The sequence below is a fragment of the Actinotignum sanguinis genome (assembly GCF_003957255.1).
GTDB lineage: Bacteria > Actinomycetota > Actinomycetes > Actinomycetales > Actinomycetaceae > Actinotignum > Actinotignum sanguinis.
In genome coordinates, this window is sequence record NZ_QDIE01000004.1 from 63,100 (window position 1) to 82,931 (window position 19,832).

General features: G+C 60.9%; 17 protein-coding genes and 6 tRNA genes. 21 read left to right on the forward strand and 2 right to left on the reverse strand.

Going from position 1 to position 19,832, the window contains the following annotated elements; genetic code table 11:
- Nucleotides 1-6 precede the first annotated feature (6 nt).
- Together glgX and DDD64_RS02150 are read right to left on the reverse strand one after the other, a co-directional pair.
- Nucleotides 7-2,169 carry a glycogen debranching protein GlgX gene (gene glgX, locus DDD64_RS02145; RefSeq protein WP_126134817.1) on the reverse strand — a complete coding sequence of 721 codons (2,163 nt, stop codon included), beginning with the start codon at nucleotides 2,167-2,169 and terminating at the stop codon, nucleotides 7-9.
- 49 nt (nucleotides 2,170-2,218) lie between these two features.
- Nucleotides 2,219-2,293 (reverse strand) — tRNA-Val (locus DDD64_RS02150).
- Between the two features lie 213 nt (nucleotides 2,294-2,506).
- Here DDD64_RS02150 and DDD64_RS02155 point away from each other — a divergent pair.
- The 21 genes from DDD64_RS02155 to DDD64_RS02255 all read left to right on the forward strand — a co-directional run bounded on the left by DDD64_RS02155 (nucleotide 2,507) and on the right by DDD64_RS02255 (nucleotide 19,811).
- Nucleotides 2,507-2,579 (forward strand) — tRNA-Gly (locus DDD64_RS02155).
- A 59-nt stretch (nucleotides 2,580-2,638) separates the two neighbouring features.
- Nucleotides 2,639-2,709: transfer RNA gene (locus DDD64_RS02160), tRNA-Cys, on the forward strand.
- Nucleotides 2,710-2,713: 4 nt separating this feature from the next.
- A tRNA-Val gene (locus tag DDD64_RS02165) sits at nucleotides 2,714-2,788 on the forward strand.
- 71 nt (nucleotides 2,789-2,859) lie between these two features.
- A tRNA-Gly gene (locus tag DDD64_RS02170) sits at nucleotides 2,860-2,932 on the forward strand.
- Nucleotide 2,933: 1 nt separating this feature from the next.
- Nucleotides 2,934-3,008 (forward strand) — tRNA-Val (locus DDD64_RS02175).
- 795 nt (nucleotides 3,009-3,803) lie between these two features.
- Nucleotides 3,804-4,250, forward strand: a complete 447-nt coding sequence (locus DDD64_RS02180) for a Dps family protein (RefSeq protein ID WP_126134818.1) — start codon at nucleotides 3,804-3,806, stop codon at nucleotides 4,248-4,250.
- Between the two features lie 304 nt (nucleotides 4,251-4,554).
- The gene (gene thrS, locus DDD64_RS02185) at nucleotides 4,555-6,534 is read left to right on the forward strand and encodes a threonine--tRNA ligase (RefSeq protein ID WP_206435366.1); all 1,980 of its coding nucleotides are present in this window, start codon (nucleotides 4,555-4,557) and stop codon (nucleotides 6,532-6,534) included.
- Nucleotides 6,534-7,214, forward strand: a complete 681-nt coding sequence (gene pgsA, locus DDD64_RS02190) for a phosphatidylinositol phosphate synthase (protein WP_126134819.1) — start codon at nucleotides 6,534-6,536, stop codon at nucleotides 7,212-7,214. The genes thrS and pgsA overlap by 1 nt, the downstream gene beginning before the upstream one ends.
- The gene (locus DDD64_RS02195; protein ID WP_126134820.1) at nucleotides 7,211-8,218 is read left to right on the forward strand and encodes a phosphatidylinositol mannoside acyltransferase; all 1,008 of its coding nucleotides are present in this window, start codon (nucleotides 7,211-7,213) and stop codon (nucleotides 8,216-8,218) included. The genes pgsA and DDD64_RS02195 overlap by 4 nt, the downstream gene beginning before the upstream one ends.
- The gene (locus tag DDD64_RS02200; protein ID WP_126134821.1) at nucleotides 8,215-9,339 is read left to right on the forward strand and encodes a glycosyltransferase family 4 protein; all 1,125 of its coding nucleotides are present in this window, start codon (nucleotides 8,215-8,217) and stop codon (nucleotides 9,337-9,339) included. Before DDD64_RS02195 ends, DDD64_RS02200 begins: the two co-directional genes overlap by 4 nt.
- Nucleotides 9,336-9,929 carry a hypothetical protein gene (locus DDD64_RS02205; RefSeq protein WP_126134822.1) on the forward strand — a complete coding sequence of 198 codons (594 nt, stop codon included), beginning with the start codon at nucleotides 9,336-9,338 and terminating at the stop codon, nucleotides 9,927-9,929. Before DDD64_RS02200 ends, DDD64_RS02205 begins: the two co-directional genes overlap by 4 nt.
- Before the next feature lie 9 nt (nucleotides 9,930-9,938).
- On the forward strand, nucleotides 9,939-10,445 hold the full coding sequence (locus DDD64_RS02210; protein WP_126134823.1) for an NUDIX hydrolase: 507 nt from the start codon (nucleotides 9,939-9,941) through the stop codon (nucleotides 10,443-10,445).
- Nucleotides 10,446-10,551: 106 nt separating this feature from the next.
- Nucleotides 10,552-11,307: a YebC/PmpR family DNA-binding transcriptional regulator gene (locus DDD64_RS02215; RefSeq protein WP_126134824.1), complete on the forward strand. Its 756-nt coding sequence runs from the start codon at nucleotides 10,552-10,554 to the stop codon at nucleotides 11,305-11,307.
- Nucleotides 11,307-11,945 carry a crossover junction endodeoxyribonuclease RuvC gene (gene ruvC, locus DDD64_RS02220; protein ID WP_126134825.1) on the forward strand — a complete coding sequence of 213 codons (639 nt, stop codon included), beginning with the start codon at nucleotides 11,307-11,309 and terminating at the stop codon, nucleotides 11,943-11,945. Before DDD64_RS02215 ends, ruvC begins: the two co-directional genes overlap by 1 nt.
- Nucleotides 11,946-11,967: 22 nt before the next feature.
- Entirely contained in the window at nucleotides 11,968-12,564 is a 597-nt protein-coding gene (ruvA, locus tag DDD64_RS02225; protein ID WP_126134826.1) for a Holliday junction branch migration protein RuvA, read from the forward strand.
- The gene (ruvB, locus tag DDD64_RS02230) at nucleotides 12,561-13,580 is read left to right on the forward strand and encodes a Holliday junction branch migration DNA helicase RuvB (protein WP_126134827.1); all 1,020 of its coding nucleotides are present in this window, start codon (nucleotides 12,561-12,563) and stop codon (nucleotides 13,578-13,580) included. Before ruvA ends, ruvB begins: the two co-directional genes overlap by 4 nt.
- Before the next feature lie 80 nt (nucleotides 13,581-13,660).
- The gene (locus DDD64_RS02235) at nucleotides 13,661-14,107 is read left to right on the forward strand and encodes a preprotein translocase subunit YajC (protein WP_126134828.1); all 447 of its coding nucleotides are present in this window, start codon (nucleotides 13,661-13,663) and stop codon (nucleotides 14,105-14,107) included.
- A 5-nt stretch (nucleotides 14,108-14,112) separates the two neighbouring features.
- Nucleotides 14,113-15,852, forward strand: coding sequence for a protein translocase subunit SecD (gene secD / locus DDD64_RS02240; RefSeq protein ID WP_126134829.1), 1,740 nt, complete (start codon nucleotides 14,113-14,115; stop codon nucleotides 15,850-15,852).
- Nucleotides 15,852-16,949, forward strand: a complete 1,098-nt coding sequence (secF, locus tag DDD64_RS02245) for a protein translocase subunit SecF (protein WP_126134830.1) — start codon at nucleotides 15,852-15,854, stop codon at nucleotides 16,947-16,949. Before secD ends, secF begins: the two co-directional genes overlap by 1 nt.
- On the forward strand, nucleotides 16,946-17,488 hold the full coding sequence (locus tag DDD64_RS02250) for an adenine phosphoribosyltransferase (protein WP_126134831.1): 543 nt from the start codon (nucleotides 16,946-16,948) through the stop codon (nucleotides 17,486-17,488). Before secF ends, DDD64_RS02250 begins: the two co-directional genes overlap by 4 nt.
- A 19-nt stretch (nucleotides 17,489-17,507) precedes the next feature.
- Entirely contained in the window at nucleotides 17,508-19,811 is a 2,304-nt protein-coding gene (locus DDD64_RS02255) for a RelA/SpoT family protein (protein ID WP_126134832.1), read from the forward strand.
- The last annotated feature ends 21 nt before the right edge of the window (nucleotides 19,812-19,832 follow it).

Here is a 19,832-nt window from a genome sequence, read left to right on the forward strand (position 1 = left end):
TCGAGCTTAGCGCACGGTCGGCGTAGTTTTCTGGGCGCCGGCCAGCGCATCATCGATATCCTCCTCGGAGGGCTCATGCACGAAAACGCGCATCGAGCGCCCGATCAGACTGGTGGTATCCCCGGATGCGAAAACGAGCTGGGGATTCACCTCCGCCGCGGTATTGACCACTTCCGTCCATTCGCGCGCATAGTCGCCGCCCGGGATGGCGAACTCAACTTCGTCGTCGCCCGCATTGAACATGAGGAGGACGTCATCATCAATAATCGGGTTACCGCGCTCATCGGGTTCGCGAATACCCGCACCGTTGAGGAAAACCATGAGGGCACGCGCGAAACCGGAATCCCAATCGGAATCTTCCATCTGGCTGGAGTCGGGGCGGAACCATTCGATTTCCGGGAGGCACCCTTCACATACAGGATCGAAACCGGAAACGAAACGCCGCCGCCGAAAGACCGGATGATTCTTGCGGAAAGCAATCGCTGCCCGCGTGAATTGCAAAATATCCATCTGGCGATCATCGAGATCCCAATCCATCCAGGCGATCTCATTGTCCTGGCAGTAGGTGTTGTTATTACCGCCCTGGGTGCGCCCAATTTCATCACCGTGAGAAATCATCGGTACCCCTTGGGAAAGCAGCAGGGTAGAGATGAAATTGCGGATTTGGCGTTCGCGCAGATCGAGAATATCGGGATTATCCGTGGGGCCTTCTTCCCCGCAGTTCCAAGAACGGTTATTCGATTCGCCATCGGCGTTGTTTTCACCGTTGGCTTCGTTGTGTTTCTCGTTATAGGAAACCAGATCACGCATGGTGAAACCATCGTGGGCGGTCACGAAATTAATGGAGGCGAAGGGGCGGCGCCCGGAGGATTCGTACAGGTCCGCGCTGCCCGTCAGGCGCGAGGCGAATTCCGGAAGGGCGGCCGGTTCTCCGCGCCAAAAATCGCGCACGGTGTCGCGGTATTTGCCGTTCCATTCCGTCCATAGCGGGGGGAAGCCGCCTACCTGGTAGCCGCCTTCGCCCACATCCCAGGGTTCGGCAATGAGTTTGACCTGGGAAATGATGGGGTCCTGCTGGATGATGTCGAAGAAGGAGGAGAGCTTATCCACCGCGTGGAGTTCCCGGGCCAGGGTGGAGGCCAAGTCAAAACGGAAACCGTCCACGTGCATTTCCGTCACCCAGTACCGCAGCGAATCCATAATGAGTTGGAGGGTGTGCGGGGAGGTCATATTCAGGGAGTTTCCGGTCCCGGTGGTATCGAAATAGTGCCGCGGATCATCGGGAACCAGGCGGTAGTAGGACCGGTTATCGATGCCCTTGAAGGAAAGGGTGGGGCCCATGTGGTTCCCCTCCGCCGTGTGGTTGTAGACCACGTCAAGGATGACCTCAATATCGGCTTCGTGGAAAGCTTTGACCATGGCCTTGAACTCATCGACCTGCTCCCCGCGCGACCTGGTGGCGTAGCCATCATGGGGCGCAAAGAACCCGATGGTGTTGTAACCCCAGTAATTGCTCAGGCCCCGATCCTGGAGCGAGGTGTCATTGATGAAGTGGTGCACGGGCATCAGCTCAATAGCCGTGACCCCCAGGGAAGTGAAGTAATCGAGAATAGGTGGGTGGGTGAGACCCTGGTACGTACCGCGCAATTCTTCGGGAACATCCGGGTGGCGCTGGGTGAAACCCTTGACGTGGGTTTCATAAATAATGGTCTCGTTATATTCATGCTTGGGTGGGCGGTCATAACCCCAATCGAAATAGGGGCTGATAACCACGGAGACCGGCACGTGGCCCAGAGAATCCAAGGTGCACGGTTGCGAAGGATTGTTGAAGTCATAGGAAAAGACTTCCTGAGCATTGGTGATATTACCTTCGATAGCTTTGGCGTACGGATCCAGGAGGAACTTGGAAGGATCGCAGCGCAGGCCCCGAGCCGGATCGTACGGGCCGTGCACGCGATATCCGTAGCGCTGCCCAGGGCGAATCGAGGTGAGATAACAATGCCAAACATTGGCATCAACTTCCCGCAGTTCCACACGGGTTTCCTTGTTATTTTCGTCAAGCAGGCAGAGTTCGATTTTCTCAGCCACGGAGGAGTAGATCGCGAAATTCGTGCCGGTGCCGTCGAAAGTAGCGCCCAGCGGATACGGGTGTCCAGGCCAAATTCTCATACCTGAGTATCTCATACGATGGTGGGAATCTACTGAAAATTTACTGAACTGGTGGGCGATACTGGGTTCGAACCAGTGACCTCTTCGGTGTGAACGAAGCGCTCTACCACTGAGCTAATCGCCCGGGCGACCGTAACGGCCCGTGCATCACGCAAGCTTATAGGGGGTGGCCGGCGAAACTCAAATTTAACCAACGTGGTGTGCACCTCACCGGTCCGGTTTGACCGGGCGCTCAGAAAGTCGCTATAGTTTTTCGATGTCATCGACGTCGCCGCGGCGGTTCCCGCCACGGTTAACCTGGCCAGCACGGCTCGGGTAGTGATTGTTGAGTGGCCACGCGGATGTAGCTCAGTTGGTAGAGCGCAACCTTGCCAAGGTTGAGGTCGCGGGTTCGAGCCCCGTCATCCGCTCGGATGTGAAGAAAGGCAAAGCGGCACACCGTGCCCATACTCCTCTCACGTATCCGGACGGTGGGTTGGCCGAGAGGCGAGGCGACGGCCTGCAAAGCCGTGTACACGGGTTCGAATCCCGTACCCACCTCGCGGGGCGATTGGCGCAGCGGGAGCGCGCTTCCCTGACACGGAAGAGGTCACTGGTTCGATCCCAGTATCGCCCACCACTATTTCCTTGCAGCGCCATTTTGACCCGGCTCTCACGGTTGGGTAAACTAGTGGCTCGCTGTGAAACAGTGCGGATGTAGCTCAGTTGGTAGAGCGCAACCTTGCCAAGGTTGAGGTCGCGGGTTCGAGCCCCGTCATCCGCTCGGGCGATTGGCGCAGCGGGAGCGCGCTTCCCTGACACGGAAGAGGTCACTGGTTCGATCCCAGTATCGCCCACCACGGATTTTCACCACAGAATCGCCACCTCAAGGTCTTCCCGCCTGCGGTGTCTCAGCTGCCTGGTGGCCCCGTAGTTGCCCCGTACCCCTCGTGACCTTTCGTGAATGGGGTAATGGACAGAAGTGCCTCATGGCGCTGTATCACCGCGCTGAAACGGCGATTGGGGCCTGTGCCGCCCGCTGCCTTGCCTCGCCGCCCACCGCGCCGCCTGCTGTCTTGCCTCGCCGCCCACCGTCCGCCGCGCCGGCGAGGAGGGTGTGTTTTCCCGGGATGTACTTCGCATGTACGACAAGCGCAGTACAGTTATGAAAACAGATCCCCCTCCCCAGAGGCCGGTGTGACTATTGAAGTTCGTGAAACCCATGAGACTCTCGCGGGAAAGCAGCCGCGTTTGCCCGAAATCAAAATGCAACTGCAGCTACATTAAGAAATTGTTTTGATGTCGTGGAGTTGCATCCTGTGGGGCCCACTGTCGTGGCGTTGCATCCTGCGGAGCCCACTGTCGTGAGGTTGCTTTTTGTGGGGGCCTCCTGCCGGGAGGGCACATCCTGGGGGCTTCACTGTCGATGCGTTGCTATTTATGGACATGACATGACCAAAGTCCCGGGGAATCACCTCAAGCTCTACGCAATCATGCCATGAGCGTAAAAGCGCGCAAGCACGCGGGAAAGCGGCGGCGTCGTGCGGAAAAATCAGTCCTCAATAGCAGGTTTTATCTCGCGGCGTTAGGTCTTCCTGACTATATTTTCCGCATCGGAACGGGTAGACCTATATACGTAACGAAAGGATGGATCAATGGCCGAAAAAGTTGTTATCGATGCTCTTCAGCGTACGCTGACCGATCTTATTGACCTCTCCCTGCAGGCTAAGCAGTACCACTGGAATATTCAGGGCGCGCGTTTCCGCGCTCTGCACCTCGCTCTCGATGAAGTTGTATCCGTCACCCGCACTGACCTCGATGAGGTTGCCGAGCGCATCGCCACCATCGGTGGTTTCCCGGATGGCCGGGCCGTTACCGTGGCCAAGGAAAGCGGCCTCGATGATGCGGGCACCGGTCCCTTCAACGTGGATGATGTCTACACCGTGATGGCGGACAAGCTCTACGGAGCCTCCCGGCGCATCCAGAATGACCTGTCCAAGGTGGATGAAGCCGATCCGCTCAGCGGCGACCTTCTCATCGGGGTTGCGCGCAATCTGGAGCTGCAGGGCTGGTTCATGAAGGCAGCTGCGGTCGAAAACTAAGTCATTCGCGCCTTCGTGGCGCTCACCTTGTGACTTAACGCGAAGGGGACCATCCCGCCTGGTGGGGTGCGTCCCCTTCGCTATGTTCTCACGGGCGCGCAAGTTCCGCCGGTGAGGCTACCCGCGCTATGCGTGAGCCTCCCGTCAATCTACCCGCGGTAAGCGTGACGGGTATGCGTGAGCTGTATCCCCTTCCGCGGGCTGGCGGTGACGCGTCGCGGGCGTGCCCGGGGTGAAACAGGTATCCTGGTGGGCGGGCATCCCCGGTCTGGATGCCGTGAAAAATAGAACTAAGGAGAAAACTATGCCCGCACGTCTATCCGTGGACGGCACCCTCGTCACCCTTGACGAAGCGTGCCCGGGAACCGCCTATTTCGCCGCGGATCGCGCGATTGTCGCCCTGAAAGTCAACGGGGAACTCAAGGATTTGGCCACGGATTTGACCACGCTGGACGGTGCCGAGGTGGAAACCGTGCGCATTGACTCCCCGGACGGGCTCAATATTCTCCGCCATTCCGCCACCCACGTGCTGGCCCAGGCCGTCCAGCAGATCTACCCGGATGCGAATCTGGGCATCGGTCCTTTTATTGAGGATGGCTTCTACTACGATTTCGGCAATATCGACCCGGTCACCCCGGATATGCTGAAAGAACTCGAAAAGCGCATGAAGCGCATCGTCAAGGAAAATCAGCGATTCGTGCGCCGCGAGGTCACCGAAGAAGAAGCGCGCCACGAAGAAGCCTCCCAGCCCTACAAACTTGAGCTCATCACCACGAAGGGCCACGATGCGGACGGTGCCAGCGTGGAGGTGGGCCACGGTGGCCTCACCATGTACGACAATGTCAATCGCCACGGTGACGTGGTGTGGACCGATCTGTGCCGCGGGCCGCACCTGCCTTCCACGAAGTTCATCGGCAATGGTTTTGCGCTCACCCGTGCCTCGGCCGCCTACTGGAAGGGTGACCAGAATAACGATCACCTCCAGCGCATTTACGGCACCGCCTGGCCGAGTAAAGAAGAACTGGATGCCTACCAGACTCGTATTGCCGAAGCGCAGCGGCGTGACCACCGCCGGCTAGGCACCGAACTTGACCTGTTCTCCTTCCCTGATGAAATCGGCTCCGGGCTCCCGGTCTTCCACCCCAAGGGCGGCATTATCCGCATGGAAATGGAAAACTACTCCCGCCAGCGCCATATCGAAGCCGGCTACGACTTCGTCAATACCCCGCATATCACCAAGGGCCAGCTCTTCCAGACCTCCGGGCATCTGTCCTGGTACAAGGACGGTATGTTCCCGGCCATGCGGGTGGATGAGGATCAGGATTACTACCTCAAGCCGATGAACTGCCCCATGCACTCCCTTATCTATAAGGCGCGGGGGCGCTCCTACCGCGATCTACCGCTGCGGCTCTTCGAATTCGGGACGGTGTACCGCTACGAAAAGTCCGGCGTCATCCATGGTCTTACCCGTGCCCGGGGCTTCACCCAGGACGATGCCCATATTTACACCACCCGCGAGCAGATGCGCGAGGAACTTTCCTCCCTGCTCACCTTCGTGCTCTCCCTCCTCAAGGACTACGGTCTCAACGATTTCTACCTGGAACTGTCCACGAAGGACCCCAAGAAGTTCATTGGCGACGACGCACTGTGGGAAGAAGCCACCCGCACCCTGGAGGAAGTGGCGTTATCTTCCGGCCTCGAATTGGTGCCCGATCCGGAAGGCGCAGCTTTCTACGGCCCCAAGATTTCGGTGCAGGCACGCGATGCCATCGGCCGGACCTGGCAGATGTCCACCATCCAGCTTGATTTCAACCTCCCCGAACGCTTCGGCCTGGAATACACCGCGCCGGACGGTTCGCGCCAGCGCCCGGTCATGATTCACCGAGCCCTCTTCGGTTCCATCGAACGTTTCCTGGGCGTGCTGGTCGAGCACTACGCGGGGGCTTTCCCCGCCTGGCTCGCCCCCGTGCAGGTACGGCTGGTTCCGGTGGCTGATACCTTCAACGACTACTGCGAAAATATTGCTCGGCGCCTGCGCGAGCAGCATATTCGCGTGGAAGTTGATACCTCCGATGACCGTTTCGGCAAGAAGATTCGTAACGCCGCGAAAGAGAAAATCCCCTTCACCCTTATTGCCGGTGGGGACGACGTCGACGCCGGCGCTGTGTCCTTCCGTTTCCGTGACGGGGAACAGCATAACGGGGTCGCTATTGACGAGGCGATCGCGCATATCGTGGATGTGGTACGACGGCGCGCTAACGAACCGGAAGCGGAGAAGTTCTGATGCTCTCCCGGAGCGGGCGGCCCCTGGCCCAGGCAATTTTCGGTCCCATCGCGCGCCTGTGCGTGCGCGCGGGGATCAGCGCCGATGCGGTGACGATCACCGGAACCGTGGCGGTGGTGGCGTGCGCGCTCGTCCTCTATCCCCTCGGGCACCCGGTTTGGGCCTCCTGGCTTATCGGCATCACCGTGATTTTCGACAGTCTTGACGGCCAAATTGCGAGGTTGACCGGAACTGCCTCCCGCTGGGGTGCCTTCCTGGATTCCACCCTGGACCGCCTGGCAGATTCCGCGATATTTTGCGGGATTCTGCTGTGGATCACGCGCTGGAATATCGGGGCGGGGGCCGGGCTCACCGACTGGCTGGCACTGGCCTGCCTGGTGGCTCTCCCGGCCGCGCTATGCACCTCCTACGCGCGGGCCCGCGCCGAAGCGGTGGGGTTCACCGCGAATGTGGGGATCAGCGAACGCGCTGACCGGCTGGTGATTGTGCTGCTCGGGGCACTGATAACCGGCTACGGAGCCAGCGCCTGGGTGCTGCTGGTGGCACTCGGTTATCTTGCGGTAGCCGGGTGGATCACCGTGGCCCAGCGCATGGTCACCGTGTACCGGCAGTCCCGCTTGGAATGCGGCGCCGGTGAACGGGCCGCCGGTGAACGGGCCGGCCAGGGGAGCGGCCAGTGAATCTCGGCAATCTTCTTTTTCGCGCTACCGGGGCGCTGGCTCGACTCCCCGAACCGGTGGGCCGCGGTTTTTTCGCCGCGGTTGGGACGCTTGCCGGAACCCTGCCACTGCGCGGAACCAAGCAGCTGCGCCGCAACCTCGCGCGGGTACGCCCAGATATGCGCGGCGGGGCTGCCCGCCGTCTCACCCGCGCCGCGCTGCGTTCCTATATGCGCTACTATTACGAAGCCCTGCGCCTGGGAACTTGGGAAGCCGATGATTTAGCAGCGCGGGTTATCGAGGACGGCCTCGATTCCGCCCGGGCGGAATTCGCCCGCGGCAACGCGCTCATCGGAGCGCTCATGCACATGGGCAATTGGGATATGGCCGGCGCGTGGTCGCGCTATTTCCTCGCCCCTGTGCACACCCTGGTAGAAAAACTAGAACCCGCCGAGGTATTCGAACGATTCGTTCAGCTTCGTGAAAATATTGGAATGGTTATCTATCCCGTGGTCAAAGGTGGCGGGGCGATCCACCGCCTCGCGGAGGATGCCCGCCGGGCCCCCATTCTCGCCCCGGTTCTAGCTGATCGTGATCTCACCGCTTCCGGCGTGGAAGTGGAATTCTGCGGGGAGAAGATGCTCGCCGCTGCCGGGCCTGCCATCCTCGCCATAGATACCGGCTGCGCCGTCGTTCCTATCTTTTCCTACTACGTGAAAAAGGAACGTACCCGGCACGTACCTACCCGGTGGCGTATGGTTCTGCGCAGCGGCGCACCTATCCGGGCCCGGGTGGATGCCTCGGCCTCCCCGCGCGAGCGCCACGTGGAAATAGCGCGAATCACCCAGGAGTGGATCGCGGCTTTTGAAAACGTGCTGGCCGAGCACCCGGAGGACTGGCATATGCTCCAGCCTGTTTTCGTTGCTGATTTGGACGGTGAGCGCTACCGCACCAACCGCGAGAAAGCCGCTCGAGAACTCGCGCGCCGCCAAGCGGAGTACGACGCGAAGGAAGGAACGCCGTGAACATCGGGATTGCCTGCCCCTATTCATGGGACGTGCCCGGGGGAGTGGGATTCCATATCCGGGATCTGGCCGAGGAGCTCATCGCCCGCGGGCACAGCGTCTCAGTGATCGCCCCGAGCGAAGAAAACGAGGCACTACCCGATTACGTGGTACCGGTGGGCGCCTCCGTGGCGATTCCTTATAACGGTTCGGTGGCTCGCCTTTCTTTCGGGCCACGCGTCAATCGCGCGGTGCGGCGCTGGCTGCGGGAAGGGAATTTCGATGTGCTCCACGTGCACGAACCTTTCGTTCCTTCCGTTTCTATGCTCGCCCTGATGAGCGCGGAATGCCCGGTGGTGTCCACCCACCACACCGCCATGGATCGCTCCCGGGCCTTCGACCTCTTTTCTCCGGTCCTGCGTCCGATCCTGGAAAAGATCCAGGCGCGCATCGCGGTCTCCCAAGAAGCACGCCGCACCACGGTGCAGTATTTAGGCGGGGACGCTTTTATTATTCCCAATGGCGTCTATACCGCCGATTTCGAAGTACCGCGAGACGCCCGCTTCACCGGCACGCCCGACTCACCCACGTTCGGATTCCTCGGACGCCTGGACGAACCGCGTAAAGGCCTGCCGGTTTTGGCCGCTGCCGCCCCGCTGATCCTGCGCGAATTCCCGGGAGCACGGTTCTTCGTTGCCGGTAAAGGCGATGAGGAAGCAGCGCGGGAGCTCTTCGGGGCTGCGGGCGCCCGGGTGACTTTCCTCGGGCCGGTCAGCGATGCTGATAAAGCAGCGATGCTCGCGAGCGTGGATCTCTACGTGGCACCCAATACCGGGGGCGAATCTTTCGGAATTATTCTTATCGAAGCGATGAGTGCGGGCGGTTTCGTGCTCGCCTCAGATATTCCCGCCTTCCGCGCGGTATTGGGCGGAGGAACCTTCGGGGACCACTTCGCCAATGAAGACCCGGAGGATCTGGCCCGGGTGGCCGTGGCAGCCCTGCGCGATCCGCAACGCCGAACCCGGGTAGCGCAAGCCGGCCAGGCCGAAGCGCAACGCTACGACTGGTCCACGGTTGCCTCTCAGGTCTTTGCCGTGTACGAAACAGCGGTTCGCACCGCCCAGATGGAGGTAGAGCAGTGAATCTATGGTGGTGGCTTGCGCTTGTCGCCGGTGTGGTACTTCTCCTTCTCGGCCTGAGTGCGGCCGTGGCGGCCCGCCGCCTCGACCGCCTCCACACCACCCTCCTCAAATCCCGCCGCGCGGTGGAACAGGCGCTCGCCGCTCGCGCCCGCACCGCCTACGATATGGCTATGTCCGGGGAGCTGGATATGGCCGGAGCGCTTATCCTCACCGATAGCGCCCAGCGGGTCCTATCGGCCTCCATGCTTCCGGTGGTGGCGGACGGATTGGAAGCCTTGCCCGGTGATATGCGCGGCGATCTTCCCGATCCGGCCGCGGCAGCCCGGGAGCGGCGCGCGGTGGAATCCGAACTTTCCCGCGCCCTGCGCCTCACCGTGGATGAACTAGATGCCGGTGATATCACCGACCCGGCGGCCCGCGAATTTTACCGGCGGCTCGCGCGTGCCCGCCTCGATGTGCGCATGACGCGCTCCTTCCATAATTCGCATGTGGACCAGGCCCGCCGGGTGTGCAACTCCCGAGTCCTCTCCATTTTCCCCATCGCCGGGCACGCCCCGGTCCCGCAAACCATCGATATTGACGATGAGTAAGAGTTCCCGATGACCCGCACTCCCCGGCGCGCTGCGCGCATTATCGCCCTGGATGAAGCCGGTCGAGTCCTCCTCATCCGCGGACACGACCGAGACGACCCCACTCACCGGTGGTGGTTCACGCCCGGTGGGGGACTGGAAGATACGGAAAGCCCCCGGCAGGCAGCGGTGCGGGAATTTCTGGAAGAAACCGGCGTCGTCGTAACAGAAACAGAACTCATCGGGCCGGTTTTGCGCCGGCACGCAACTTTTCGTTTCGCGCGTGCCACCCTCAGCCAAGACGAAGTATTTTTCGCGGTGCGCCTGGACGCGGTGCGCGCCCGCGCGGCGGTGACCGGAAGCGGGCGGGCCTGGACCGCTGCGGAAAAAGAACTGCTCGACGCTATCGACTGGCGTTGCGCCGCGCAACTCAACGGTTCCCCGCGCGAGCGGGTCTACCCGGCGGGCCTCGCGCAGCTGGCGGCTCAAGTCCATGCTGGCTGGGATGGAACCTGCCACGAACTTTGGGAGAACTAAGCTCCCGGCACAGTACAGCGAAGGCGCGCTGCGGCCCAGGTAATAGTTCCTAGCCCTTGAACCGCGTACAATGGCTCCGGAAGTTTTTATCTACTCGGGAGGACACGTGTCAGGACACTCCAAGTGGGCAACCACCAAGCATAAGAAAGCCGCTAATGACGCCAAGCGCGGCAAGCTTTTCGCGCGTCTGGTCAAGAATATCGAAGTGGCAGCGGCAACCGGTGGTGGCGATCCCGCGGGCAACCCCACACTCTTTGACGCGATCCGCAAAGCCAAGCAGAACTCGGTGCCGGCCGATAATATTGATCGCGCGGTTAAGCGTGGCTCGGGTGAAACTGATGATTCCATCCAGTATGAAGCCATTACGTACGAAGGCTACGGTCCGGGCGGCGTGGCTATCCTCATCGAGTGCCTGACCGATAACCGCAATCGTGCCGCCTCGGATGTGCGTACCGCACTCACGCGCAATGGGGGAACCCTGGCGGATCCCGGTTCGGTTGCCTATCTCTTTAACCGCCGCGGTGTGGTGGAAGCGGTTAAGGGGGAGAACTCCGAAGATGATGTTCTCATGGCGGTGCTGGATGCCGGTGCCGAAGAAATTGAGGACGACGGCGAAACCTTCACCATCTACTGCGCGGCCAGCGATGTGGTAGCCGTGCGCACCGCGCTCCAGGAAGCCGGAATTGACTACAATTCCGCAGAATCGCGCTTTGTGCCCTCCACCAATGTTCCCCTTGACCGGGCCGGTGCGGAAAAGCTCCTCAAGCTCACCGATGCCCTCGATGATGTGGACGATATTCAAGAGGTCTACACCAACGCGGATATTGCCGATGAGATCCTCGCCGAGCTCGAGGGTGAGTAGTGCGCATTCTGGGGATTGACCCGGGACTCACGCGCTGCGGGCTGGGAACCATTGACGCTGAGGTAACGCGGCGGGTGCGTTTGGTAGATATGCGCGTGGCGCGCTCCCCGGTGGATCTGGCTCCGCATCGGCGTCTCCTCCTTATCGCGGATGAGATTGACGCGGTGATCGCGGAATTTTCCCCCGAGGTCGTGGCGGTGGAACGCGTTTTCGCGCAGGAAAATGTGCGCTCGGTGACCTCGACCGCGCAGGTGGCCGGCATCGCGATGCTGGCCGCAGCCCGCGCCCAGCTGCCCCTCGGCTTGCATTCGCCCTCCGAAGTGAAGGCTGCGGTCACCGGCTCGGGGCGCGCCGGGAAACTCCAGGTGCAAAATATGGTCCAGCGGATTCTAGGTCTGGCCGAACTCCCGCGCCCCAAGGATGCCGCGGACGCCCTCGCCATCGCGATTACCCACGCCTGGCGCGGGGGTGCCCACGCCCTGGACGCCACGGTGGATAACGGTCAGCACGGTGGGGCCGGCACTCTCCCGCGCGCTGAAGGTGCGGATTTAACCCCCGCGCAGCGTATGTGGGCGGGAGCTGAGCGCATGAGTCGGCGCGCCGGCGCGGTCTCCCCGCAGCGCCCTGCTAGCGGTTAGAGTCATGAGGAAGGAGACCTGAGTGATTGCAAGTATTCGCGGAACTGTCAGCCGTGTCACCACCACGTTCGCGGTGGTGGAAGTGGGCGGGTGGGGCGTCAAAGTTTTTGCGACGCCGGCTACCCTCGCCACGCTGCGCGAAGGAGCGGAAGCTTTTCTCTACACCTCGCTGGTTGCCAGCCGCGATGATCTCCCCTCCCTCTACGGTTTTAGCGAGGCGGACGAGCGCGACGTATACGAAATCATGCAAACGGTTTCCGGGATCGGCGCCAAAGTCGCGCTCACACTCCTCTCCGTCCATACCCCGAACGCCCTGCGCGCCGCCGTGCAATCCAAGGACGAAGCGGCCCTCACCCGGGTCCCCGGCATCGGCAAGAAAAGCGCCCAGCGCATTATTTTGGAGCTGGGCAATAAGCTCGGTCCGGCACCGGTAGCGGCGGGTGAGGTGGCCAGCGCCGGGGCTGATCCAGATGCCGTGGTTGCCGGTCTGGTGGGACTGGGGTGGAAGGAAAGCGACGCCGTCGCCGCCTATGAAGAAGCGCGCACCCACGTACCCCAGGGCACCGTGGCCCAATTACTGCGCGCCAGTCTCCAAATACTAGGGGCCCGCCGCTCATGAGTGATGATTTTTCCTTCGAAGCGGGCCTGGTCTCCCCGGAAGCCAACGAAACAGAGCGTGCCGCCGAAGCGGCCCTGCGCCCGCGCCAGCTTTCCGAATTCGTGGGCCAGGATACCGTGCGCGACCAGCTTTCCCTCGTGCTCCAGGCCGCGGTGCAGCGCGGGCGCACCCCCGATCACGTGCTCCTCTCCGGGCCGCCGGGTCTGGGGAAAACCACCCTCGCCATGATTATCGCGGCGGAAGTGGGTGGGGCGCTGCGCCTCACCTCCGGGCCGGCGATTCAACATTCAGGAGACCTGGCCGCGATTCTCTCCTCCGTGCAGGAAAACGACGTCCTGTTCATTGACGAAATCCACCGCCTGGCTCGCAATGCCGAAGAAATGCTCTACCTGGCTATGGAAGATTTTCGGGTGGACGTGATGGTCGGGAAGGGACCGGGTGCCACCTCGATCCCGCTGCCGCTACCGTTCTTCACGGTGGTAGGGGCGACGACGCGCGCCGGTTTGCTGCCCGCTCCCTTGCGTGATCGCTTCGGCTTCACGGCGCATCTGGAGTATTACGAACAGCGCGATCTGGCCCGCATTGTGCGGCGCAATGCCGTCAAGCTCGGCCATAGTATTACCGAGGATGCCGCGCAGGAAATTGCCGGGCGCTCGCGCGGTACCCCGCGTATCGCCAACCGGCTGCTGCGCCGTGTCCAGGATTGGGCGCAGGTGCGCGGTACCGGGGAGCTGGACCTGCGGGCCGCGCGGGCTGCCCTCGATCTTTTCCAGGTGGATCCCGCCGGGCTGGATCGCCTGGACCGCGCGGTACTCGACGCGGTCTGCACCCGCTTCGGGGGTGGGCCGGTGGGTCTGACTACTCTGGCGGTTTCGGTGGGAGAAGAACCGGAAACAGTGGAGACGGTGGTGGAGCCCTACCTAGTGCGCGAAGGCTATTTGGTGCGCACCCCGCGCGGGCGGATGGCAGCCCCGCGGGCCTGGACGCATCTGGGTTTAACTCCGCCTACAGATTAGTTTCGTCACGGCCGCAGGTGTTTTCAGTTATGCACGGTAAACTGGCACGGTAATTATTGTCTTTTCCAAGGAGCTTTCGCGTGGAATTCGTCATCATGGGCGCCATCCTAGTGGGGATGGTTCTGTTCATGTCCCAGTCCAATAAGAAGGCCCGGGCACGTGCTGAAGAACACCGCAACAGCATTCTGGTGGTCGGCACGGATGTCATGACCACCGCGGGTTTTTACGGGCGCATCGTTGCTATTGACGGGGATGCGGTGACGCTTGAAAGTCCCTCCGGGGATGAAACTGTGTGGTCGCGTCTGGCTATTCGGGAGCAGGCATCCATTCCTTTCGCACCGGTCAGTGAAGAAGAAGCGGCGGCGGAAGATGCGGCGGAAGCTGCCCGCCTGAGCGCTTCGGAAGAAGCCAGCGCCGGTGCTAGCGGTGCGGATACTGCCTCGGAAGCTACCGATCACGTGACTCCTCGGAGTACGGACTCGGCTTTTGGTGAAAAGAAAGATGAGTCGGGCTCGGCCTGGAAGTAAACACTATGTCTCAATCTAAAAATTCCGGCGTCCGGTTATCCTGGCGCCGGATCATTACCCTTGCGATCTTGGCGATCGCACTCTTCGTCTCCCTCGGTGTCGGATCGGTGGCGGGTTCCGGATCGGAATCCCGGTGGACCCCGAATTTCGCCCTTGACCTCGAAGGCGGTACGGAGCTCATCCTTACTCCGAAGACCACAGATAATTCGGAGATCACCTCGGAAGATGTCAACCAGGCGATTGAAATTATTCGCCAGCGTGTGGACGCTTCGGGTGTGGCAGAAGCGGAGATCACCTCCCAGGGTGGCTCGAATATCGTGGTGGGTCTGCCCGGGCATCCCAGTCAGGAAACCCTTGACCTCGTGCGTAATTCCGCGGTGTTGCGGATGCGCCCGGTCCTCGCGATGGCGAATCCGGGAACCATGAAGGGCGAAGGCGATAACGCCGCACCCCTGACCGGCACCGCGCTGGAAGAAGCGGCCATGAAGGCCGCCGACGCGGATGGGGACGGCAAGCTCTCCACCACTCCGCCCAGCCAGCCCACCAGCGCTTCGGATCCGGCCTGGGCGAAAACCGAGCGGGTTACCTACGATGCGCTGACCTTGGATTGCACCGCGGAGAACCCGGCCACAGCCCCGGAAGAAAACCCGGATACAGCCTTGGTTGCCTGCGGGCAAAGCAAGGATTCTAAGACGGGTGAGGTCACGCCGTATAAGTACGTGCTAGGTCCGGCAGAAATTGCTGGAACGAACCTGACCCGGGCCACCTCCGGTTTCGATCAGCAGCAGGGCCAGTGGATCGTACAGCTGGAATTCGATAATGAGGGCGCGCAGAAGTTCTCTGAGGTTACCGGGCGTTTGGTGGGCTTGCAGAGCCCGCAAAACCAATTCGCCATCGTGCTGGACGGGCGCGTTATTTCCTCCGCGGTTCCGCAAACCCAGATTTCGGGTGGGCAGGCCGTTATTAACGGTTCCGGCATTAATGCGACGACGTCGCGCGTGCTGGCCAACCAGCTGCAATTTGGTTCGCTGCCCCTGGAATTTGAGGTGCAATCCGAACAGCAGATTTCCGCCACCCTCGGTTCGGAATCGCTGCGTGCGGGCCTGGTGGCCGGCCTCATCGGTCTTGTGCTCATCGTGCTCTACCTTGTGTGGCAGTACCACGCCCTGGCTATTGTGGCTATCGGTTCGGTGGTCCTTGCCACGGGCCTGTCCTACGGGGTTATTTGTTTGCTGTCCTGGGTGATGGGTTACCGTTTGTCAATGGCCGGCGTCGTCGGCTTGGTTATTTCCATCGGTATCACGGTCGATTCCTTCATCGTGTTCTTCGAGCGTATTCGCGATGAGATTCGCGATGGGCACGCGGTACGCACCGCGGTGCAACGTGGCTGGAAGCGCGCGACTCGCACAATTATCGCTTCTGATTCCGTCAACCTCATCGCGGCCGGGGTGCTCTACGTCATCGCGGTGGGTTCGGTGCGTGGTTTCGCCTTTACCTTGGGGCTCACAACCATCCTCGACCTTGTCGTCGTCTTTATGTTTACCTATCCGCTTATGACGCTGCTGGTGCGTACTAAATTCTTCGGTGGGGGGCACCCGGCATCGGGTATGTCCGCCAAGCATTTGGCGCATACCCCGGCGTATCGCGGCCGCAAGGTTCCCGGCGAAGGCTCGCTTGCCGAGCGTCGCACCCGGGAGCGCCGTGCCGCTCTTCCCGCGAGCAGCGAGGGAAAGGATAACGCCTAATGTCGATGTACACCTTAGGTAACGATCTCTACACCGGGCGGCGCAGCTTCAAAATCGTGCAGCGGCGCAAGACCTGGTACACCATCGCGATTATCTGCGTGATCGCGTCGTTTATCGCGCTTTTCACCCGCGGGCTCAATATGGGTATTGAGTTCACCGGTGGATCTCAATTCACGGTCTCGGGAGCGCAAACAACCGATCAGCGCCTCGCCTCGGATATCATGGCCCGCCACGGCGGGGATAAAGCCGCTCGCGTGGCCCAGGTAGGCGAGAACTCCTTACGTATCCAGACCTCGGCGAATGCCGATGGTACCGGGGTGGGTAATGCGGAAACAGAAGCGATCCGCACGGAATTGGCCGAAGCGTACGGAACCTCCGTTCAGGATGTCACCTCCACGTATATCGGCCCGGTCTGGGGCCAGGATATTTCCACGAAGGCCCTCCAGGGTTTCGTGGTCTTTATCGTGCTGGTGCTCCTGGCCTTGTGGGCCTATATGCGGTCCTGGCGTAATGCCTTGGGCGCTATCGTCGCGCTCTTCCACGACCTCGTGGTGACAGTCGGAATTTATTGCCTCTTCGGCTTCGAATTCACGCCGTCCACCGTTATTGGCCTCTTGACCATTCTCGGCTACTCCCTGTACGACACCGTGGTGGTTTTCGATAAGGTCCGTGAAAATACCGAGCACGTGCTGCGCCAGCACCGGGTGACCTTCGGGGAATCTACGAACCACGCCGTCAACCAGACCCTCATCCGCTCCATCAACACCTCGGTCACCTCGATTATGCCGGTGGCATCCATTCTGTTTATCGGGGTGTACCTCATGGGTGCGGGGACGCTGCGCGACCTGGCGCTCGTGCTCTTCGTGGGTCTGCTACTCTCGGCGTACTCCTCCATCTTCCTGGCCGCGCCGCTCGCCGTCACCCTGACGAATGCGGATCCGCGCATCAAGGCTCATAACGCCGAGGTGGCCTCCGCGCGCGCCGAACGGGGTGAGGCCGGTGTTGCGGAAGATGAGGTCGTTTCTGCGGTTCTCGAACCGGGCCACCATCTCGGTAATACCGCGCAGCCACGCCGCAAGAAGAGGAGCAAGAAGTGAGCACTGCGTTTTCTGCGCAACTCGTGGAACTAGCGGCCAGCCGGGTGCGGGAACGTGAAAACTTCCCGGCACCCGGGGTGATCTTTCGTGATATCACCCCTCTCATAGCCGATGGGGAAGCTTTCCACCTCTTTATTGATGAGCTGGCACGCCATTACGAGGGCAAGATCGACGCCGTCGCCGGGCTGGAATCACGCGGATTTATTCTGTCCGCCCCGCTGGCCTACGCCATGGGTTTGGGTATGGTCACCATCCGCAAAGCTGGGCGGCTGCCCGGGCCGGTGATCGGGGTTGATTATGAACTGGAATACGGTTCGGCCCGCATGGAAGTTCAGCCCTTTAATATTGAAGATGGACAGCGCGTTCTGATTATCGATGACGTTCTTGCCACCGGTGGAACCGCCAATGCTGCCTGTGAGCTGGTGGAAAGCTCGGGCGGGATTGTGGCCGGCCTGTGCATGCTCATTGAGCTGGCTGGTATGGGCGGTCGGGAGCGTCTGGCCGGTAGGCAGGTCGAAGCGGTGCTAACCTTCGATTAACTCAAGAGGGGAGTAGGGCATGTCGGAATCGCAAGGTCCGCGGGTACTATCGCGGCTATCGTGGTTGACCGGACGTACGGCCAGCCAGGTTCCTGATGCCCTGGAACCCCTGATGCGCGCCCTGGGTAATGTTGATAAGGAACGCATTATTCGGGCGTATAACGTGGCGGAGGAATGCCACCGCGGCCAGAAGCGGCGCTCGGGAGAGCCGTATATTACGCATCCGGTCGCGGTGGCAACCATCCTCGCCGAACTCGGAATGGATGAGGATACCCTCGTCGGTGCCCTCCTCCATGACACAGTGGAAGATACCGGATATACCCTCGAACAGGTCCGGGAAAATTTCGGTTCCACCGTGGAACTCCTCGTGGACGGGGTTACGAAGCTCGATAAGGTCGAATACGGGGAAGCGGCGCAGGCGGAAACCGTACGCAAAATGGTTATCGCGATGTCCAAAGACATCCGCGTCCTTCTCATTAAACTTGCCGACCGGCTCCATAATGCCCGCACCTGGCGTTTCATGCCGCAGGAAAAGGCACGCTCCAAGGCGCATGAAACCCTGGAAATTTACGCGCCTCTCGCGCACCGCCTCGGCATGAATTCCATTAAATGGGAGCTCGAGGATCTTTCCTTCAAAACCATGTATCCGGAGGTCTACGCCGAAATCGAATCCCTGGTGCAAGAACGCACCCCGGAACGCGAGGCGTATATCGCGAAAATCAAGGCCATTTTAGAGCGGGAGCTCAAGAGTTCCCATATTAAATGCACGATTACCGGCCGCCCGAAGCACTATTACTCCATCTACCAGAAAATGATTTTGCGGGGTAAGGACTTCGAGGATATTTATGACCTCGTGGGAGTGCGGGTGCTGGTAGAAACTATCCCGGATTGCTACGCGGTGCTGGGTGTTGCCAATACGATTTTCACGCCGATTCAGGGGCGGATCAAGGACTATATCACCACCCCGAAATTCAACCTCTACCAGTCGATTCACACCACGGTTATCGGCCCGGACAACCGCTCTCTTGAAATCCAGATCCGCACCTACGATATGCACAGGCGCGCCGAATACGGCGTGGCAGCGCACTGGCGGTACAAGGAAAACCCGAATGCCACCAAGCGCGGGGGCGGGGCCGCGAAAGTTGACGAAGAAACAACGCAGCTCAACTGGTTGCGCCAGTTAGTTGATTGGCAGCGGGAAACCGCGGACCCGGCCGAATTCCTCGAGTCGCTCTCCTATGAGATCTGCGGCAATAAGGTGTATGTGTTCACCCCGGCGGGGGAAGTCATGGAGCTTCCCACCGGTGCGACCCCGGTTGATTTCGCCTATGCGGTTCACACGGAAGTGGGGCACCGCACGGTGGGCGCGCGGGTGAATGATCGGCTCGTCACCCTCGATCACAAGCTGGAATCCGGGGATACGGTTGAGATTATTACCGCGAAAAGCCCGGATGCCGGGCCTTCCCTCGGCTGGCTTGATTTCGTGGCCAGTCCGCGCGCCCGCGCCAAGATCCGGGTGTGGTTCAAGAAGAGTCGCCGGGATGAAGCGGTGGAGGAAGGCAAGGATAAGCTCGCCCGCGCTATCCGCAAGCGCAATCAGCCCGTTCAGCGCCTCATGAGCCATGACACGCTCGCGGAAGTGGCGCGAGAAGCTGGGCGGAGTTCCGTAGATGACCTGTATGCAGGTATCGGGGAAGGGGATATTTCCCCCGAAACGGTGGTGCGTAACCTTATCACGTCCCAGGGCGGGCAAGCCGGGGTAGAAGAGACTCTCGCGGAGGCAGTGACCCCGAACCGTATTTCGCGGCGGCGGAGCACGTCTAGTACCGATAATGCCGTGGTGGTTCAAGGCATGGAAGCCGGGGACGTCATGGTCAAACTGGCTCGCTGCTGCACCCCGGTTCCCCCCGACTCCATCGTCGGTTTCGTGACCCGCGGTTCAGGGGTATCTATTCACCGCGCGGATTGCCCGAATGTGGAGCAGCTGCAAAAGCAACCAGAACGATTCCTCGAGGTGCACTGGGCTGACGATTCCGAAGCTGTGTATGTTATTCAGGTCCAGGTGGACGCTCTGGATCGCCAGGGTTTGCTCTCCGATATTTCTCGGGCGCTCCTGGATAACGGCGTGAATCTCCTGGCTGGCAATATGATGACTACGAAGGAACGCATGGTGCGTAACACCTTCACCTTCGAGATGGCCGATCCGCACCACTTGGCCCGGGTTCTGGCAGATCTACGCAAGATTGAAGGCGTATACGATGCCTACCGGGTGACTAATTCCAAGCCCGCTAACCAGCGCCGGGTAGAGCCCCCGCGCGCGTAGCACTGCAACAGCTAGGGCCAG

What these genes read in the sequence shown, in the direction of transcription:
- secD (WP_126134829.1), top strand. Translation starts at nt 14,113, where the DNA reads ATGTCTCAATCTAAAAATTCCGGCGTCCGGTTATCCTGGCGCCGGATC.
- secF (WP_126134830.1), top strand. Translation starts at nt 15,852, where the DNA reads ATGTCGATGTACACCTTAGGTAACGATCTCTACACCGGGCGGCGCAGC.
- DDD64_RS02210 (WP_126134823.1), top strand. Translation starts at nt 9,939, where the DNA reads ATGACCCGCACTCCCCGGCGCGCTGCGCGCATTATCGCCCTGGATGAA.
- DDD64_RS02180 (WP_126134818.1), top strand. Translation starts at nt 3,804, where the DNA reads ATGGCCGAAAAAGTTGTTATCGATGCTCTTCAGCGTACGCTGACCGAT.
- pgsA (WP_126134819.1), top strand. Translation starts at nt 6,534, where the DNA reads ATGCTCTCCCGGAGCGGGCGGCCCCTGGCCCAGGCAATTTTCGGTCCC.
- ruvB (WP_126134827.1), top strand. Translation starts at nt 12,561, where the DNA reads ATGAGTGATGATTTTTCCTTCGAAGCGGGCCTGGTCTCCCCGGAAGCC.
- DDD64_RS02255 (WP_126134832.1), top strand. Translation starts at nt 17,508, where the DNA reads ATGTCGGAATCGCAAGGTCCGCGGGTACTATCGCGGCTATCGTGGTTG.
- glgX (WP_126134817.1), bottom strand. Translation starts at nt 2,169, where the DNA reads ATGAGAATTTGGCCTGGACACCCGTATCCGCTGGGCGCTACTTTCGAC.
- thrS (WP_206435366.1), top strand. Translation starts at nt 4,555, where the DNA reads ATGCCCGCACGTCTATCCGTGGACGGCACCCTCGTCACCCTTGACGAA.